Genomic DNA, 14373 nt, shown 5'->3' with positions numbered 1-14373 from the left:
AGACACCCGCCGGCCACCCGGTCAGCACGATACCCGCCTGTCACACTATTAGCCTATGCTCGCCACCCCTAACGATATCCCAAAGTTAAACAAATGCACTCCCTCATACAAAAGCCGCTATCGGCATGGGAATCTCTTAACGATGTCCGCATCGTTAAGCAATTACTTCCCTCCCTAAACGCAAAAAAGCAGGAAGACGCCACCCATCAGGCGTCCTTCCTGCGCCAACGCTTATCTCAACCGCGAATCCGTCAGCTTGAACTGGCCAACCAGCTGCTGCAGGAACCTCGTGATCGACTCTACGCTTTCCGAGGTTTGGCGCACGCTGTCCATCTCACCGATCAGCTCCTGCACCTTGCCCTCCACATCGGAGGAGACCTTGCGGTTCTCCATGCTGACGAGGGCAATCCGTTCCATCAGTTTGACCACCTCGTCTACGACCTGCGATTTCCGGCTATCCTCGCTTTGCGCCGTCTGCAGCGTGCTCGCTGCGGCCGCAACCAGCTGCGTGCCTTCCTCGACGACCTTTGTTCCTTCGTCCATCGACGCGTAAGCCTGCTTCGCTTCGTCGTAGATTTGCTGCGTAATTTGATGCACTTCCTCCGTGGAACGACGGGTCATATCCGCCAGCTTGCGGATTTCCGATGCCACAACGGCAAAACCGCGTCCCTGCTCGCCTACGCGCGCCGCCTCGATGGAGGCGTTCAAAGCAAGCAAATTCGTTTGCGCCGAAATCTCCTCAATGACCTGCAGAACGCCGCGAATCTCTTCAACCGTATGCATAAACCGGCGGATCGTATCATTCGTATCGCCGACCTTCGTGGAAATATGCTGCATTTTATCCCCGATCCGGTCTACCTCCGATTGTGCCACGGCAATCTGCTCGGCAGCCTGCAGCTCCAGGAGCCGCAGTGTGTCTCTCATCTCGTCGGCGGAATGCTTCGCCATGTCAATATCCTTCAGCTGATTGCGGATGCTGCCGATCATGTCGCCTACCTTGCGGCTTACCCGCTCCGTCGACTTCGCGGTAACGGCGGCCGATTCATTCATGATATTCTGGCTGGAGAGCACGTCCGATGCGGCCAGCTTCACCTTCAGCATGATGCCCTCAATCGAATCGATCATATTGTTAATCCATTTGGCAAGCTCTCTCGTCTCATCGTTATCGAACTTGGCAGGCTCGAGACGCTGGGTCAAATCCCCTTTGCCCTCCGCGTTAATGCGGATGAACCGGTTAATTCGGCGCAGGTTGCGAACGACCCGTCGGGATTCCTTCCGCTGCACGGCGCCCGCGACAAATTGTCCGTACACCAGTGTCCATGCGCCTGCCGCCGCCGCGGTTACCCATACCGGAGCTCGTCCGGCAAGAACGGCCACGAGCGCGATCGTCAGCACCGTCTGAATGAGCGTCTGCCACAGCTGAAGCTTGCTGAAGCGCCAACGGATACTGCGAATCCGGTACACCTCTTCCAGGTCACCCTCGCACATCATCCCCCATATATCCGGACAATGCGGCATCTGAAGCGTTACGCCTTTCCCGATAACCGGGATATGACGATAATCCGAATAACCCGGGAATTCAACGAATAGGTTGCTTCCGTTGTCAATCGTGCTGCGGACCCCGGGATGAAGCTCATTCGTAGCCGGATCCGTGAAAATAATCTCCAGCTCCGTATGCTCCTTAATCGACACCGTTCCCCAGTCCGTCGAAACCCCATCCTTCAGATTCTCGCCGAACGTAAACGTCCGGTCCTCGAAGCGGCTCCGCGACAAAGCGGTCCCAAGCGCGATATGCTGATTCAGGTGCGGCTTTGCCATAAAAATATAGTTGTCGCCCGAGTCCGGATAAACGTGGCCGGATTCCCGCTGGATCAAATCCCCAAGCACATCGTTTGGCACCCTTCCGCAAAGCGTACCCGCATATTCTCCGTTCACAACTAGGGGATAGAGGAAGAGCAGGGTCATTTTATCGTGAAAAGAAGAGGATCTTGGTCCAAGGCTTAACGTAACCGGATCGCCGTAAGGTCCGTACAGGCACGGCCGCGGCGCGCTTCCCGCCCATGCGTAATCGAGTCCCGGCGCAATCAAGCTGCCGCTGCCATAGACGGCCCCTCGATGCTTCTCGTAAGTGGAAGCCAGAACCTGTCCTTCCCGATCAAGCAGGAACAGCTCCGTCCAGTCATTTCCTCTCGCGTATGTACGTTCGAGCAGACGGGTAACGGCATGCATCTGTTCTTCCTGATGCACCGGTTTGCCGTGTGCGGCTCCCGCCGCAATCTGCTCCGCCAGCCGCTCGATATAGCCCCAATATTCATGCGCCCAAGAAGTAAGCAGCTCCTTGCGCGTCTCCGCAATGCCTTCGAAGATCTGTTCAACGTCTTTCTTCATCCCATGATTCAAACGCCATGAGACCCAAAGCGGCAGTCCTTTTTTTGTACCCAGCCAGTCGAACATGTGCATCCCCCATATCCTGGTCATCTAGTATTTATGTCATATATACTAACATAAGATTTGATAAAATTTGATAGATATGTAAGGTATTTTTCGTCTTTTTAGATAAATTTTTAAACTTTTTTGTTACATAAGCACTAAATACATCGAAAAAAGGCCGCCCTTAGGCTCATATAACGAACCCTAGGACAGCCTTCCTGCCATAACCTTCTATTTTCTTCCAGAACGATACATCAGATACATAAAATACGGCGCTCCTATTACTGCCGCAACCAGTCCGGACGGCAGCTCTTTTGGAGCCAGCAGCGACCGTCCCGCCGTATCGGCGAGAACCAGCAGCAAAGCACCGAGCAACGCCGTTAAAGGAACAAGCTTGCGGTATTTCGGACCAACCAGCATGCGCGTCATATGAGGTGCGATGAGTCCGATAAAGCCAATCGAGCCTACCGTCGCAACAGCTGCCGCCGCCATGGCAACGCCAACTCCCCCGATAACCAGACGCGTCCGGTCTACGCGAAGGCCCAGATTCGTGACGGTTGCATCCGAGAATTGAAGAACATCCACCTTGCGGGCCAAATACCAGGCGACCGGCAGCAGGACAATCGGCCAGAACACCAGCTGCCAGAAATCGTCCCAGTTGCGCGCATAAGTCGTACCGGATAACCATACGAGTGCCGATGCCAGCGTCAGCTTCATGCGGATCACGAGCACCTGAACGATTGCGCTGGCCATCGAAGAGACGGCAAGACCAATCAGGGCGACAACCGACGGATTAAAGGAGCTCTTCCGCCCGAGCAGAAACACGATTACCGCTGCGCCTACCGCGCCAATAAAAGCGCCTGCGGGCAGCCATTGCACCGATACCTGCGTAAATACGGCAAGCATCAGCATAGCCCCGACGCTAGCTCCGCCCGTTACGCCGATTATGGACGGATCCGCCAGCGGGTTCCGGACGACGCCCTGCAGCAGCAGACCGCTTACGGCAAGCGTGGCACCGGCAAGCGCGGCCACCAGCGTACGAGGAATCCTCATCTCGACGATACGCTGCGTACTGTCTGCCCCGTGGCCCAACAAGGCATTAACGACATCCGCTACCGGAATGCGCAGGCTTCCGAAAGCAAGACTGACAATAAGGCTTGCAGCCAGCAGCAGCGAAAAAATCGCCACCCACCAGCCGAACCGTACTTTCGTAGCCGAACGTCCCGGCGAAGTGCCTGTCTGCGGCGCCCCTTCCTTACGGCCTTTTACCGTGCGAAGGACAAGCCAGGCGAGCCATGGCCCGCCAATAAGCGCGGTTACGGCGCCTGCAGGCAACGGTCCAAGAGAATATTTGAAATGCATCGCAATGGCATCCGATCCAATAACGATAATCGCTCCCCATAGGAAAGACAGCGGGAGCAGCACCGCATGTCGTTTCGCCCCTAACATCCGCATCAGATGCGGCGCTATCAAGCCAACGAAACCGATTGGACCAACCACGCTGACGGCAGCTGCCGCAAGCAGCACGGCAATGCCAAGACCCGTAAGGCGGATCCGTCCAACCTTTTGCCCCAGAGAGGTAACCGTGTCTTCATCCAGCTCCATCATTTCCCATTTGCCGGCTAGCAGAAAAGCAAGCAGGAAGCAGCCAAGAATCCAAGGCCAGGCATGCTGGACTCCTCCCCAGTCATTTTGCACAAGCGAGCCGGAGCCCCACATGAACAAGCCTTGCGTCTTTTGCTCGTGGAATAACTGAAGCACGCCCGTAAAAGCCGCCGCGGTCATCGTAACGATCATCCCGGACAATGCAAGCCTTACCGGGGACGCCTTTGTGCCTCCCGCCATCACGAAAGCCGCACCGGCAGCGGCAATCGCGCCAATGAACGTAAGAAGCAGAGGAAAACCCATGGCTAGGCCCGGGAACATAATTGTCCCTACGGTCAGAGCTAGGAATGCCCCCGCGTTAATGCCAAGCGTACCGGCAGACGCGAGCGGGTTGCGGGTCACATTTTGAAATAACGCGCCGGCCACGGCCAACGCCCCGCCCGTTAGAATGCCGATCACCATGCGGGGCAGCCGGACCGTCCACAAAATTTGATGCTCCAATACGGGAGTGGATTCGAAAATAGCCCGCCATACCGTCTTCACCGGGATAGCGGCTTCCCCAAGTGTCAAGTGGTAGGAAGCCAAAGCAAGGAGCAGCAGAAGACCCGCCGCTGATAACAGCAGCGGGCTCCAGATGCCCTTCCTTGTTTCCGTTGTCGTTTGAAGGTTCGTATGCATTAGCTGAGCGCTTCAAGCGTGCGTTCTACAAGAAGTTTTGCGGACAAAGGACCGCCAAACGGCCAGATGCCTTTCATGTCATACACGCGGTTTTCTTTCGCAAAGTTCAGGTTCTTATACACTTCGTTCTTAGGAAGCAGCTCGCTGAATACGGTATCCGTTGCGCTTGTTGTGTACAACACGCTTGCGTCCGGCGTCTTGGTCAAACCTTCGATATCCGTTTCCGAATAGCCGTATTGCTGGAACGTGCTGTCCTGATGCGCGTTTTTCAAACCGATCTTCGCGAGAATCGCCATAGCCATCGAATTGTCGGTGAACAGACGGAAGGTAGCTACGCCTTCGTTGGTCCAAGCTTGCGTAAACACAACCTCTTGCCCCTCTTTGCCCGCGCTTGCCAGCTTCGCTTTGGACTCGTCGTAATAGCTGTGCAGATCGGCCAGCACCTTCTCGCCTTCTGCTTTTTTGCCAAGAGCATCCGCAATTGCGCTGAAGGTTTGCTCCATTTCGCTGTATTGGTCAAGTCCGCCCTCTTCCGGGTACGGGTTGAAAATAAGCGTTGGCGCAATCGCCGACAGCTGATCGTAAATCGCTTCGTGACGGAAGCTTACGCCGATGATCAGGTCCGGATCAAGGCTGGTAATCGTCTCGATGCTTGGCTCTTGGCGCGTACCTACATCAACAACCGCTGCATCCAGCTTTGGATCAATGGCGCCGTACCATTCCCCGTAGCCCTTCACGTCCGCTACGCCGGCAGGCTGTACGCCAAGCGCGATCAGATCCTCTGCATAGGTCCACTCCAGAACAACGACCTTTTTCGGCGTTCCGGAAATTTTGGTTTCGCCAAGCGCATGCTTGATCGTACGCTCTGCCGTATCGTCAGCTGCTGTATTTGTGCTTGCATTTGCGTTTGAGCTTGCTTGCTCGGACTCTTGCTTGTTGTTGCCCGAATTGCCTGCGTTGTTGCCGCCTCCGCATGCAGCGAGGAAAACCATCATGGCCGCAAGAATGAGACCTGTCCATTTCATTTGCTTCATTGTTAAACCCCCACATAATGATTATCATTCTCATTGATTACTTTCTCAATGATAAAGATTATCAATGATGAAGTCAATAGAAATGGACCATCTTTTCAACTAAGAAAATGACCTGTCACAACATGATCATAATTTCATCATGTTTGACAGGTCACTCTTTTACCGCTAAATCTATTATTTCCCGAACAAGGATTTAAGCTTGCCCCAGCCTCCCGATTTTGCCGACGGCTGTACAAGGGTCGGCTGATCGGTTAGCTCTCGCGCGTTCCAGATCGCCTGCGCATTACGCTCGAAATACCTTCTCCATACCGGCCCAAGCTCCGACTCTATCCGTTCGTAAGCATCTTTCATGCGGAAGCTCCGCCACTCCAGATGATGGGCATCGGAAGAAACAATATGAATAAGCCCGCGCCTGCAGAGCGTCCAAGCCGATTTCTCAATCCCCCTGCCGAAGCCTCCGAGCAAGGAATGGGTTGTCACCTGAGCGTAAGCCCCCAGCTCCACGAGCTCGGCCAAGCGATCCGGATTCTGAACGATCTCCGCATTACGCTCCGGATGGGCTATGACGGCACGGATGCCTAACAGGCGTAGCTCGTATACGACCTGCTCCATGGATTTGGGAATCTGCGAGGAAGGCATCTCTATCAGGACGTAAGAGGAATCGCCCAATGGGAGGAGCTTTCCGCTTTGCCAGTTGGACAGAAACTCGGAATGAATCCGAATTTCCTGTCCCGTTTGAATCTTCAGCGGAATAGCCAGCTCGCTTAATCGGCTGTTAAGCTCGGCTGCCAGCTCTAATACGGTTTCTTTGTCATTGCTATATTTGCCGTCGTAATGGTGAGGCGTCGCAATAATCCCCGTAATCCCTTCGGCGGCCGCAGCACGGGCCATCTGAATGGAATAATCCCACTCCGAGGCACCATCGTCAATGCCAGGCAATATGTGTGTATGTATATCAATCATGCCAGCGTCCCCCTGCTCTACCGTTCATCTTATTTCCTCCATTGTGAGAGATTCTTATATTGAAGTCAATGAGACGCAAGTCGGCATTATGACAAATCAAGAGAAAACAATTGTCGAAAAGAAAAAGCCGTTCAAATCTCCTTAGATGAGATTTGAACGGCTTTAAGTTCTTAACGTTCTGTAACGTTGATCCGGTTCGATGCACGCTGCAGAGCAAGCTCCGCGCGTTTGAAGTCGATTTCGTCGCGTTTGGCAGCCAGGCGCTCTTCAGCGCGCTGTTTTGCAGCCTGTGCACGGTTTACATCGATTTCGGAAGCCAGCTCAGCGCTTTCGGCCAGGATGACCACTTTGTCCTTACGGACTTCAATGAAGCCTCCGCCTACAGCAAGAACATCAACTTTACCGTCGCGCTTAATGCTGACCGGCGCAATACGCAGCGGTGTTACCAGCGGAATGTGATTCGGCAAAATACCGAGCTCGCCCGCGATCCCTTTAACGCTGACCATATTAGCCGTCTCCGCGTATACCTTGCGCTCCGGAGTTACGATTTCAACCAGAAAAGTACTCATGTGGATTCCTCCCGCCTTTCGCTATTACAGCGTTTTGGCTTTCTCCACGGCCTCTTCAATCACACCTACATACCGGAAAGCTTCTTCCGGAAGGTCGTCATGTTTGCCCTCGAGAATTTCTTTGAAGCTGCGAACGGATTCTTTAACAGGTACGTATTTACCTTTGATACCTGTGAACGGCTCGGCAACGTGGAACGGTTGCGACAGGAACAATTGAATGCGACGCGCACGCGATACAGTCAGCTTGTCTTCCTCTGTCAACTCGTCCATACCAAGGATTGCGATGATATCTTGAAGCTCTTTATAGCGTTGCAGAATTTTCTTAACGCCTTGAGCTACGTTGTAATGCTCTTCGCCCAGAATGTCCGGGTTCAGGATACGGGACGACGAAGCAAGTGGATCTACCGCTGGGAAGATACCCATCTCGGAGATTTTACGCTCAAGGTTAGTTGTAGCGTCCAAGTGAGCAAACGTTGTTGCAGGAGCCGGGTCCGTATAGTCATCGGCAGGTACGTAGATCGCTTGGATCGAAGTAACCGAGCCTTTTTTGGTCGATGTGATACGCTCTTGCAATTGACCCATTTCGGTTGCCAGCGTTGGCTGGTAACCTACCGCGGAAGGCATACGGCCGAGAAGGGCCGAAACCTCGGAGCCTGCTTGCGTGAAGCGGAAGATGTTGTCGACGAACAGAAGCACGTCGCGGCCTTCGGCGTCGCGGAAGTATTCAGCCATTGTCAGACCCGTCAGGGCTACGCGTTGACGTGCGCCTGGCGGTTCGTTCATTTGTCCGAATACCATCGCTGTTTTCGGAAGTACGCCGGAATCCTTCATCTCGTGGTAAAGGTCGTTACCTTCGCGAGTACGCTCGCCTACGCCGGCGAATACGGAGATACCGCCATGCTCTTGCGCAATGTTGTTGATCAGCTCTTGGATCGTTACCGTTTTACCTACGCCCGCACCGCCGAACAGGCCGATTTTACCGCCTTTCGCGTATGGAGCAAGCAAGTCGATAACTTTGATGCCAGTTTCAAGAATTTCCGATTGCGTGGACAATTCTTCGAATGCCGGAGCCGGACGGTGGATCGGAAGGTTGATTTCCGATGTTGCGTCACCAGCTTGGTCGATTGGCTCGCCCAGTACGTTAAATACGCGGCCGAGTGTTGGTGCTCCAACCGGGATAGTGATTGGCGCGCCTGTGTCTACAGCTTCCATGCCGCGAACCAGACCGTCAGTTGTGCTCATCGCAACAGCGCGAACCAAGTTGTCACCGAGGTGAACAGCTACTTCAAGCGTCAGATTAATATCGATGCCGCCTGCTTGGCCCTTCTGGTCGATTTTGACAGCGTTCAAAATTTCCGGCAGGTTGCCGCGTTCGAACTCCAAGTCGACGACCGGACCCATGACGGATACAACGCGTCCTTTTTTCATGGTTTTCCCTCCTGGTACTTTCTTTGTTTCCTGCATATTCCTTAAGCCTGTGCGTTTGCACCGGCTACGATCTCGGAGATCTCTTGCGTGATTGCCGCCTGACGAGCCCGGTTATAGGTCAGCGTCAATTGGTTAATCATTTTGTTTGCATTCTTCGTCGCACTGCCCATGGCTGTCATTCGAGCGCCTTGCTCGGATGCTTTGCCGTCCAGCAGCGCGCTGTAAATAAGCGTCTCTGCGTATTTAGGCAGCAGCACTTCCAGAACGCCTTCGGCAGACGGCTCGTACTCGTACGAAGTTACCGGGCCGTTGCTGCTTACGTCCTGCAAAGGAAGCAGACGTTGTTCTGTAGGGATCTGAGTAATGGCGTTTACGAATTGGTTGTAGTAGATGTACAGCTCATCGTATTTACCCTCAGAGAACATTTTGACCGCGTTGTAAGCGATCGACTTGATGTCCGCGAACGTAGGAGCATCGGACAGACCGATTACTTCCTCGACGATCGGCATGTTGCGGCGTTTGAAATAATCGCGGCCTTTACGTCCGATGACGAACAACACGTACTCATCATTCGATTTGTGCTTCTCGCGAATCGTTTGCGTAACTTTACGAAGGATGTTCGCATTGTAGCCGCCTGCCAGACCACGGTCGGAGGTGATAACGAGGTAACCCGTTTTTTGCACCGGACGCGTTTCGAGCATCGGGTGTTTCACGCCTTTTGTGCCTGCTGCGATGCTTGCTACTACTTCCTTCAGCTTATCCGAATAAGGACGGGCTTTCGTCGATGCCTCCTGCGCTCTTCTGAGCTTGGAAGCCGCAACCATTTCCATCGCCTTCGTGATTTGCTTCATGTTTTGTTTACTTTTGATCTCGCGCTTAATGTCGCGCATGCCTTTTGCCATTGCATTGTCACCCGCCTTTGTTGCTTTGCCGATACAGTGGGGTGCGGGCAAGCTGTTGTTTGTATTCCAGAGTCTGCATTTCACCTTGTCCGCCATTGAACCTGTATCCTTTGAACCATCCACCTCGCGGTGAGGATACAGGTTCAAAAGCGGCACGTAAACTTTGCGGCTCATGCAGCCCCTTCCATACAAACGGCCTGCCTTACCTCATTGCATAAACAAAGCCTGGTGTTAAGCGCCTGCGCCCGTACATAAGGACGGGCGCGAGACATTTATTCGAAGGCTTTTATTCAGAGGCTATTAAGCCGAAACGGAAAAGCCTTTTTTGAACTTCGTGATCGCGTCAACGAGAGCTTTCTCGTTGTCTGCAACGAGGTCTTTCGTTGTACGGATGGATTCGCCGATTTCCGGATGGCTGGAATCCAGGAACGCCAGGAATTCTTTCTCGAAGCGCAGGATGTCTTGAACCGGAATATCGTCCAGATGACCCTTAACCGCGGAGTAGATCGAGATAACTTGCTTCTCAACCGGCATCGGCTGGTTAACGCCTTGCTTCAGAATTTCCATTGTACGAGCACCGCGGTTCAGACGAGCGAGTGTCGATTTATCGAGATCGGAGCCGAACTGCGAGAACGCTTGAAGCTCGCGGTAAGCCGCAAGGTCCAGACGGAGCGTACCGGCAACCTTTTTCATTGCTTTGATCTGAGCGGAACCGCCTACGCGGGATACGGAGATACCTACGTTAACCGCCGGACGTTGGCCGGCGTAGAACAGGTCGGATTCCAGGAAGATTTGTCCGTCCGTGATCGAGATTACGTTCGTAGGAATGTAAGCCGATACGTCGGAAGCTTGAGTCTCGATGAACGGCAGAGCCGTCAGCGAGCCGCCGCCAAGTGCGTCGCTAAGCTTAGCTGCGCGCTCGAGCAAACGGGAGTGCAGGTAGAATACGTCGCCTGGGTATGCTTCCCGGCCTGGCGGACGGCGGAGCAACAGGGACAATTCGCGGTATGCAGCCGCTTGTTTCGACAAGTCGTCGTAAATAACGAGAACGTGCTCGCCTTTGTACATGAAGTACTCACCCATCGAGCAGCCTGCATAAGGAGCCAGGAAGAGCAATGGAGCCGGGTCGGATGCGCCGGCAGTTACGACGATTGTGTAATCCAGAGCGCCATGCTTGCGGAGAGTTTCCACAACGCCTGCTACCGTGGATTGTTTTTGACCTACGGCAACGTAGATACATTTCACGCCGTTGCCTTTTTGGTTGATGATTGCGTCGATCGCAATCGCGGTTTTACCCGTTTGACGGTCACCGATGATCAGCTCGCGTTGTCCGCGGCCTACCGGTACCATCGCGTCGATCGCTTTAATACCCGTTTGCATTGGCTCGTGTACCGATTTACGGTCGATTACGCCAGGAGCCGGGGATTCAATCGCACGGAATTGAGTGGTGTTGATCGGGCCTTTGCCGTCAAGCGGCTGACCCAGCGGGTTAACTACGCGACCCAGAAGCTCTTCGCCTACCGGCACTTCCATGATGCGGCCCGTGCGTTTTACTTGGTCGCCTTCACGGATATCCGTGTAAGGACCGAGGATAACGACACCCACGTTGCTTTCTTCCAAGTTGAGCGCCATACCTACAACGCCGTTAGCGAATTCGAGCAGTTCTCCCTGCATCGCATTCTCCAGGCCGTGTACGCGGGCGATACCGTCACCGACACTAATAACAGTGCCGACGTCAACGACTTGAATTTCGGATTTATATTGTTCGATCTGTTGTTTAATCAGCGTGCTGATTTCATCAGGTCTGATACTCAATTCGTTCACCCCTATCTACATGCATTAGATTTTAAACGATTTTTGTAAACGTTCCAGCTTGCCGGAGAGGCTGCCGTCGTACAGACGATCGCCGATGCGTACTTGCACGCCGCCGAGCAATGCCGGGTTAACGATTTGTTCCGCGATAATTTTCTTGCCGCTCAGCTTGCCGAAGCTTGCTTCAACCTCAGCCAGCTCTTCGCCGGACAAGGAATGCGCCGTATACACGACTGCGTGCGCCTGACCCAGCGCTTCGCCGGCGATCTTTGTATACGCTTCGTATACGTCAGGGATCAGCTCTTGGCGGCCGCGGACAAGAATAAGTTCAAGCGTATGAAGGACAAGCGCCGAAACATGATCGCCAAACGCGCCTTTCAGCACGGCGATTTTCTTTTCCGGCTCGATGCTAGGAAGCTCCAGGAATTTGCGGGCATCAGCGTCATTTTCCAGGCTTTGAACAATTACCTTTAACTGTTCTTCTGTTTCCGATACGATGCCTTGCTCGCTAGCAAGCTCAAACAGTGCTTTAGCGTAGCGCTTCGCTACGACGATATCCCGGCTCATTTGCTTCCAACTTCTTTCAGGTATTGGTTAACCAACTGCTCCTGGGATTTCTCGTCCACTTGCTTTTCGATAATCTTCGACGCGATTTTGACGGAAATACCGCCAACCTCTTCGCGAAGTGCTGCAACCGCTTTGTTTTTCTCGCTCTCGATATCTTTAACCGCATCGTCTTTCAGACGAGTGGATTCGGATTTCGCAACTTGAATAATTTCTTCGGCTTGTTTCGTGCTAGTAACTTTTGCTTGCTCAATAATGTCGTAAGCTTCTTTACGAGCTTCTTGAAGTGCTTGTTTTTGTTGCTCCAGCTGCTGTTCAGCTTCTTTCTTGCTAGTTTCCGCATTAGCGATTTGCTCTGCAACATACTGTCTGCGTTGTTCCATTACGCTCAGCAACGGACCAAATGCGTAGCGTTTCAGCAAGTACAGAAGGATCAGGAACGCAACTAGCTGGATGACAAGACTCGACCATACGATATGCAAAAAACGTCACTCCCTTCTATAGCTTAAAACAATTTCATTCATGCAAAAATCAATTGCTGCCGGCTCCTACAGGGCCGAACAAAAAGGAAGGCGTGGAGGCAAAGCCACACTCCCCGCCATGTGTATGCTTGTGATATTAGGATTTACCCAAGAAGATGAACGCGAGTACCAGTGTGATAACTGGAAGTGCTTCGACGAGCGCGACACCGATAAACATTGTTGTTTGAAGAGTACCGCGAAGTTCTGGTTGACGGGAAATACCCTCAACTGTGCGACCTACGATCAGACCGTTACCAATACCTGCGCCAAGTGCGCCCAAACCGAATACAATTGCTGCTGCAACTAATGCCAATGCTCCCATTAGAAAAATCCTCCTCAATTTTCATACAAATTAGTTTTTTATATTGACCGCCGGTATTCCGCCGGTTTGAAGCCTTTAATGCTGCTCGCCATGCTCTTCATGCACAATTGCTTGCGACATGTAAACCATCGTAAGCATACAGAATACGAATGCTTGTATTGCACCTACGAATACGCTGAAACCTTGCCATACGACAAGCGCCGGGATACCCCAAATGCCCATGCCGAGGATTACGGCAATCATGACCTCGCCCGCGAAGATGTTACCGTATAGACGCAAAGCAAGCGACAACGGCTTCGATACTTCTTTGATCAGGGACAGAGGCAGGAAGAGCCAATGCGGTTCTACGTAGTGCTTCAGGTAATGCTTCGTGTTGAGACGAAGACCCTCGATATGCGTCAGCAGGATAACGATCAGCGTCAACGCGCCTGTAACCGCAACGTCGGCAGTCGGTGATTTCCACCAAGCGATATGCGCTTCTTCTTCCCCGCCCAAATCAAGGTTCATACCGAAGATTGACGCACCGTGATGCACTTCAGTAACGATACCCAGCGGCAGACCAAGCATGTCGCCGATAAAAATATACATAATCAGGGTGAGACCGAGGATAAGATACGGACGGCCTTTCTTGAGGTCCATAGACGTACCGATAATGTTCTGCACGAATTCGATTACCCACTCCAGGAAGTTCTGAAGTTTCGTCGGATTCGTAACCGAAATGTTTCTCACTGAGAGCCTCGCAAGCACAAAGACAATGATGCTAGTGATCAAAATCATCGCGATTACGGCCAAATCAAATTCGATTCCAGCTACATGAACGATAGGAGAAATATGATCCATTAGTTATTTTCACCCCTTTCATCGGTAGGATTCGACGCCATCAGCTTTCTTCTGGACAAAAATCCCAGTATGAGTGTTGCCAATTGTGCGACAAATAATCCGGCAACAGTCGCTGAAAGCTGAAACGTGTATGTTTGTGTCGCAATCACAACTGCCAACAACGCGACGCACGCCCGGGTGAAAAAGCCGATAGTCGTCCTTTTCGTACCTTGCGCGGCGGCATTCGCTCCGATCTTCGCAACCTTCCAGCCGAGTATTCTTGCGTTTACTAGACTAGCTGCTCCTCCGATCATCAGACCGCCCCACCAGCTCTCGTACTCGGGCAGCACAGCCCAAGCAATACAGCATAGGGACATGAATAAGAAAGTAACTCTTGTAACGGCTTTCAAGTGGGCCGACAAATCGTCCATTATTTCGCTTTGCCTCCCGCAAACGTCCGAATCAGGAATATAACGGTAATGATGCCAATTGCAAGTCCCGCTACCAATCCGATGATGGAAAAGTATTCGGTACCGTTTGCAAGATCGGCCTTATGACCGAGCCAGTAGCCAAGCCCCAGACATGCGGCTAGATCGGCCCCAATAGTGCCGACCAATCCCATTGCTCTCCAAGGGTCGTCTCCGAAACTGCCATGATCCGACTTATTCTGATTTTCTTTGGACGGTTGTTCTTTGGATGGATCCATGCGAATCACTCCAAAACTCT

14 protein-coding genes are annotated in these 14373 nt (G+C 52.7%); all 14 read right to left on the bottom strand.

The genetic code is table 11. The features are described 5' to 3' along the window. Positions 1-231: 231 nt before the first annotated feature. Positions 232-2454, bottom strand: a complete 2223-nt coding sequence (locus tag EV294_RS16900; RefSeq protein WP_132308782.1) for a methyl-accepting chemotaxis protein — start codon at positions 2452-2454, stop codon at positions 232-234. 207 nt (positions 2455-2661) lie between these two features. Next, positions 2662-4713, bottom strand: coding sequence for a Fe(3+)-hydroxamate ABC transporter permease FhuB (fhuB, locus tag EV294_RS16895; protein ID WP_132308780.1), 2052 nt, complete (start codon positions 4711-4713; stop codon positions 2662-2664). Further along, positions 4713-5747: an ABC transporter substrate-binding protein gene (locus EV294_RS16890; RefSeq protein ID WP_132308778.1), complete on the bottom strand. Its 1035-nt coding sequence runs from the start codon at positions 5745-5747 to the stop codon at positions 4713-4715. Before EV294_RS16890 ends, fhuB begins: the two co-directional genes overlap by 1 nt. Before the next feature lie 174 nt (positions 5748-5921). Further along, positions 5922-6710: a tyrosine-protein phosphatase gene (locus EV294_RS16885; protein WP_132308776.1), complete on the bottom strand. Its 789-nt coding sequence runs from the start codon at positions 6708-6710 to the stop codon at positions 5922-5924. A 170-nt stretch (positions 6711-6880) separates the two neighbouring features. Beyond that, positions 6881-7279: a F0F1 ATP synthase subunit epsilon gene (locus EV294_RS16880; RefSeq protein WP_132308774.1), complete on the bottom strand. Its 399-nt coding sequence runs from the start codon at positions 7277-7279 to the stop codon at positions 6881-6883. A gap of 24 nt (positions 7280-7303) precedes the next feature. Further along, the gene (gene atpD, locus EV294_RS16875) at positions 7304-8707 is read right to left on the bottom strand and encodes a F0F1 ATP synthase subunit beta (protein WP_132308772.1); all 1404 of its coding nucleotides are present in this window, start codon (positions 8705-8707) and stop codon (positions 7304-7306) included. Positions 8708-8748: 41 nt separating this feature from the next. Beyond that, entirely contained in the window at positions 8749-9609 is an 861-nt protein-coding gene (atpG, locus tag EV294_RS16870) for an ATP synthase F1 subunit gamma (protein ID WP_132308975.1), read from the bottom strand. 300 nt (positions 9610-9909) lie between these two features. Next, positions 9910-11424, bottom strand: coding sequence for a F0F1 ATP synthase subunit alpha (gene atpA / locus EV294_RS16865; RefSeq protein ID WP_132308770.1), 1515 nt, complete (start codon positions 11422-11424; stop codon positions 9910-9912). A 24-nt stretch (positions 11425-11448) separates the two neighbouring features. Next, entirely contained in the window at positions 11449-11988 is a 540-nt protein-coding gene (locus tag EV294_RS16860; RefSeq protein ID WP_132308768.1) for a F0F1 ATP synthase subunit delta, read from the bottom strand. Then, positions 11985-12467: a F0F1 ATP synthase subunit B gene (gene atpF / locus EV294_RS16855; protein WP_132308766.1), complete on the bottom strand. Its 483-nt coding sequence runs from the start codon at positions 12465-12467 to the stop codon at positions 11985-11987. Before atpF ends, EV294_RS16860 begins: the two co-directional genes overlap by 4 nt. A 136-nt stretch (positions 12468-12603) precedes the next feature. After that, positions 12604-12828: a F0F1 ATP synthase subunit C gene (atpE, locus tag EV294_RS16850; RefSeq protein ID WP_015847364.1), complete on the bottom strand. Its 225-nt coding sequence runs from the start codon at positions 12826-12828 to the stop codon at positions 12604-12606. Between the two features lie 75 nt (positions 12829-12903). Continuing rightward, on the bottom strand, positions 12904-13668 hold the full coding sequence (gene atpB / locus EV294_RS16845) for a F0F1 ATP synthase subunit A (RefSeq protein WP_132308764.1): 765 nt from the start codon (positions 13666-13668) through the stop codon (positions 12904-12906). Next, a complete protein-coding gene (locus EV294_RS16840; RefSeq protein WP_132308762.1) occupies positions 13668-14078 on the bottom strand; it encodes an ATP synthase subunit I in 411 nt (136 codons plus the stop codon). Before EV294_RS16840 ends, atpB begins: the two co-directional genes overlap by 1 nt. Next, positions 14078-14353, bottom strand: a complete 276-nt coding sequence (locus tag EV294_RS16835) for an AtpZ/AtpI family protein (protein ID WP_132308760.1) — start codon at positions 14351-14353, stop codon at positions 14078-14080. Before EV294_RS16835 ends, EV294_RS16840 begins: the two co-directional genes overlap by 1 nt. Between the last annotated feature and the right edge of the window lie 20 nt (positions 14354-14373).

Source organism: Paenibacillus sp. BK033 (assembly GCF_004345425.1).
Lineage (GTDB): Bacteria > Bacillota > Bacilli > Paenibacillales > Paenibacillaceae > Pristimantibacillus.
This window is presented reverse-complemented; position numbering and strand designations above follow the sequence as displayed.